The organism is Kitasatospora sp. NPDC001175, from assembly GCF_053598215.1.
The window spans coordinates 1-3,956 of the sequence record NZ_JBSFJU010000173.1 but is presented as its reverse complement, the minus strand read 5'-3'; the positions used below and the strand labels follow the sequence as shown (position 1 = coordinate 3,956).

At 67.3% G+C, this 3,956-nt stretch carries 3 protein-coding genes and 1 pseudogene; 2 read left to right on the top strand and 2 right to left on the bottom strand.

The window, feature by feature from the left end; translation table 11 throughout:
* The first annotated feature begins 400 nt into the window (after nucleotides 1-400).
* Together ACWDAK_RS40765 and ACWDAK_RS40760 are read left to right on the top strand one after the other, a co-directional pair.
* On the top strand, nucleotides 401-679 hold the full coding sequence (locus ACWDAK_RS40765; protein WP_427396307.1) for a helix-turn-helix domain-containing protein: 279 nt from the start codon (nucleotides 401-403) through the stop codon (nucleotides 677-679).
* Between the two features lie 172 nt (nucleotides 680-851).
* The gene (locus ACWDAK_RS40760; RefSeq protein WP_427396308.1) at nucleotides 852-1,874 is read left to right on the top strand and encodes a site-specific integrase; all 1,023 of its coding nucleotides are present in this window, start codon (nucleotides 852-854) and stop codon (nucleotides 1,872-1,874) included.
* A gap of 57 nt (nucleotides 1,875-1,931) precedes the next feature.
* Here ACWDAK_RS40760 and istB read toward each other — a convergent pair whose 3' ends face one another.
* Nucleotides 1,932-2,738 carry an IS21-like element helper ATPase IstB gene (istB, locus tag ACWDAK_RS40755; protein WP_427396309.1) on the bottom strand — a complete coding sequence of 269 codons (807 nt, stop codon included), beginning with the start codon at nucleotides 2,736-2,738 and terminating at the stop codon, nucleotides 1,932-1,934.
* Nucleotides 2,739-2,745: 7 nt separating this feature from the next.
* Nucleotides 2,746-3,793 (bottom strand): annotated as a pseudogene (gene istA, locus ACWDAK_RS40750) (IS21 family transposase).
* Nucleotides 3,794-3,956: the final 163 nt, after the last annotated feature.

The window sequence follows — 3,956 nt, the reverse complement described above, 5'->3', positions numbered from 1 at the left end:
GCGCGGCTTCTTCCCCATGCTCTCCATGATGGACATCATCCTTACCGGGACCGAAGCCCCTGATCAGGGGTGTCCGTCAAAGCGAATCAAGCCCAAACGCGGTGGGCTGAGCGATGACAACAGCCCTGCACGGCGTCACCCGTCGGGCGGTCTCACCGCAGTCGGCGGATCGCCAACCCGGGGTTGAGCATTGTCAGATCTCAGGCCGTTCCTGGCACCTCGGTCTTTGGGGGACACCGGTGCCGATGGCGCCTCTATCACTGAAGGGCGGTCCTGCCAAAACGGCAAACCCCCGGATCCTGGCTCGTGCCCGCCAGGGTGTCCCGGAGTGACACCTCCATTCGTTCGGCGGCAGTCAGCTGCCCAAGAGGAGGCAGCGCTCTTACCCCGGAGGATCGTGATGCGCAATCAGAGTCAGCCTGTCGTCGACACCGCCTTCCTGAGCGTGCAGAGTGCGGCGACGTATCTCGGTCTCTCGGTGAACACGCTGTACGTCTGGCGGCATCGGAGGCAGGGCCCTCCGAGTTTTCGAATGGGCCCTGGCGGCCGCGTCATGTACCGCCGAGACCTGCTTGACGCATGGCTGACGGAACAGCAGGAAGTCGATTCGCGGTCCAACCCGGCTCTCAGCCCGCTGAACAAGCCGCCGCAGTCGCGCTCGCCGCGCCGCGCAACTTGACGGCGACGGCCTCCAAAGGAGGTCGCCGAGAGAAGCGCCGAAGTCCTCAAGAACGAGCAGTTGAAGACATCGTCTGCATGCGGAATTTCGTGCACGCGGAGGTCGTCTGTGTGTTGCGCGCTGCCCGGAGCACGCCGGGCACGTCAGCGACCGGAACGGAGAGAGGTCCCAAGTGGCAGGGTATATAGAAGACAGGTGGCTCAAGAAGCGGCCTAACAAGGAGACGGGGAAGCGCGAACAAACCGCCCTGTGGGGGAAGTGCATCCGCTACCGAGTCAAGGGAATACCCGGCGTACGTGACCGCTCGTTCGACACGGCCGCAGACGCCAAGGCGTGGCTGGCCGAGACTCAGACCGACGCTCGACGCGGCGACTTCGTCGACTCACGGGACGGGCAGATCTCGATGCGTGACTACGTCGAGAAGCACTGGTGGCCGGCGCAGACACACCCGGCGCAGACGCTCGAGAGTATGCGCTACCGCATCTGGGGTCACATCCTCCCTTACCTCGGCGGTCTCGCGCTGCGCGACGTCGGCGTACCCGAGCTGCGGACATGGTCTGCTGAGATCCAGCGGAAGATCGGTTCCGGCACGGCGTACGTCACCTGGGTGTACCTGAAGGCGATCATGCAGGCTGCCGTCGAGGACAAGCGTCTGTTCCGCAACCCCTGCAAGGGGAACAGCTCGATCAAGCCGCCCAGGAAGCCCGAGCGGAAGGCGCGAGCCTGGACGCACGAGCGCGTCAGTGCCGTCCGCACGGGGCTCCCCGAGCGGTACCAGGCAACGTTCGACCTCGGTGTCGGATGCGGGCTTCGGCAGGGCGAGGCGTTCGCGTTCAGCCTGGACGACGTGAACGGGGACTCCGTCCACGTCTCACGGCAGATCCTGCGCTACAAGTCGCGGCTGTACTTCGGCCTCCCGAAGGGGCAGAAGGAGCGGGACGTACCGCTGCCCGCGGCCCTTCGGAAGCGGCTGGAGGAGCATCGGAAGAGGTTCCCGTCGATCGAGATCACCTTGCCGTGGCTCGATCCCGAGCTTCCGGATCTGCCGCGGGACGAGTGCCGCAAGGTGACGGTTTCGCTGCTGGCGACCACGAGGCAGGACACCGCCATCAACCGGGCCACCTGGAACACCCGTAACTGGAAGCCGGCGCTCGCTGCCGCTGGCGTGATCCCGCCGCTTGTCGGCGGTCGCTGAACCTGGACCCCTTTGAGGTCGGTCAATCCTGACCCCATTTGAGTTGTTCGCCGGGTTCTAACCCGTGGGGGCCGCGCTGGGAGTGCGGCCGATGTCGCGGTCCTTGAGGCGGTAGGAGTCTCCCTTCAAGGAGAGCACGTCGGCGTGGTGGACGAGACGGTCGATCATGGCGGCGGCGACGGTGTCGTCTCCGAAGGTCTCTCCCCAGCGGCCGAAGGCTTTGTTGCTGGTCACGATCACGGAGGCGCGTTCGTAGCGGCCGGAGATCAGCTGGAAGAACAGGTTCGCGGCCTCGGGTTCGAAGGGGATGTAGCCGACCTCATCGATGATCAAAACGGGGATGCGGGCGAGCTTGGTGAGTTCGTCCTGGAGCTTGCCGGTGGTGTGGGCTTCGGCGAGGCGGTCGACCCACTGTGCGGCGGTGGCGAAAGCGACCCGGTGGCCGGCCTGGCAGGCCCGGATGCCCAGGGCGATGGCCAGGTGGGTCTTGCCGGTGCCGGGCGGGCCGAGGAAGACCACGTTCTCCTTGGCGGTGACGAAGTCCAGGGTGCCCAGGTGCGTGACGGCCTCGCGTTTGAGGCCGCGCAGGTGGGTGAAGTCGAACTCCTCCAGGGACTTGCGGGCGGGGAAGCGGGCGGCTCGGATGCGGCCCTCGCCGCCGTGGCTATCGCGGGCGGCGACCTCGCGTTGCAGGCAGGCGGCCAGGTATTCCTGGTGCGTCCAGGACTCGGTGCGGGCGCGTTCGGCCAGGCGCTCGGCCGCATCTAGCAGGCAGGGGGCCTTCAAAGCGCGTGTGAGGAAGGCCAGTTCGGCCTTCACGTCGCGTGCTGTCCGGCCGGTGGTCGTGGTGGTGCGTTGGGGCATGGCTCACTCACTCCTGGACTCCGGCGCCGCCCTCGATGACGCGGAAGATCCGGTCGTAGGAGGGCAGTGCGCGTTCCTCGACCTCGACCGCCGCCGCGACGGCCCCGTGGGCGGCCGCGAGGCGATGCTCGTGACGCATCACGTCGGCGGCGTGGGCGTGCTCGGGGTCGGTGAGGGTCTGGTGGCGGGCCCAGCAGCGGGCGTGGGAGGCGACCTGGCGCCCGTCCAAGTAGGCCCGCACCGAGTCGGTGTCGGCTGTTGGCGATCTCCAGCCACGCGGTCAGCTGACTGTTGAAGTCCGCTGGGGAGGCAAAGACACGCCCCGGCAGGAACGACGTCTCGAGGTAGCCGTTGGCCCGCTCGACCAAGCCCTTGGCCTCCGGATCGCGGGGGCGGCAGAGGATCATCTTGCAGGCCAGCAGTCCGGCGAGTGCGGCGAACTCCGTGGTCAGCACCGCTTTGCCCTCCCGGCGGCGGCCGACGGCGGGTTCGTTGTCCCACACCAGCGCCTTCGGGACGGCCTGCCAGTCGGACAGCAGGCCCCAGTGCCCGGCGACCAGGTCGGCAGCCTGCCTCGTGGGGATCATCCGCGCGGTGATCACCCGGGAATACCCGGAGACCATGACCAGCACCGGCGGCCGGCCGGTCTGCCCGAACCCGAGCGGGACGTCCACCGGCGGGAACCACAGATCGCACTGGGCCAGCTCGCCAGGGCGGTAAGCGGTCCTGGACACCGGGTCCGCCGGCAGGTAGATGGGCCGCAGCTCGGCCACCCGCCGTTTGAGCACTGACAGCGAGCGTTCCCAGCCGATCCGCTCCGCGATCACAGTGGCCGACATCCGCGGGTACTCGGCCAGCAATGCGCGGATCTCCGGCTCGACCTGATCGACGATCGAGCCCTTCGGTGCCCGTCGGTACTTCGGGGGATCGTCGCTGGCCAACGCCCGCCGCACGGTGTTCCGGGCGATTCCCAGATGCCGCGCGATCCCCTTGATCGACATGCTCTCCGAACGGTGGAGCCGCCGGATCTCAGCCCAGTCCTCCACGCAGATCACCTCTTCCTCCTGACTCCCACAGAGCCAGACTGATCACTCGATCACGGAAGGGGTCACTTCTGATCGACGGCGGATTCGCATGATCGTCGCAACGCTGCTGGTGTTCATCCTGCCAGAGCGGCGCTGAACGCCTCGGCTGGCGTGCGCCAGCCCAGTGTTTTGC

Bases quoted from the DNA above. Each gene is read 5' to 3' on its own strand.
- ACWDAK_RS40765 (WP_427396307.1), top strand. From the start codon at position 401: ATGCGCAATCAGAGTCAGCCTGTCGTCGACACCGCCTTCCTGAGCGTG.
- istB (WP_427396309.1), bottom strand. From the start codon at position 2,738: ATGCCCCAACGCACCACCACGACCACCGGCCGGACAGCACGCGACGTG.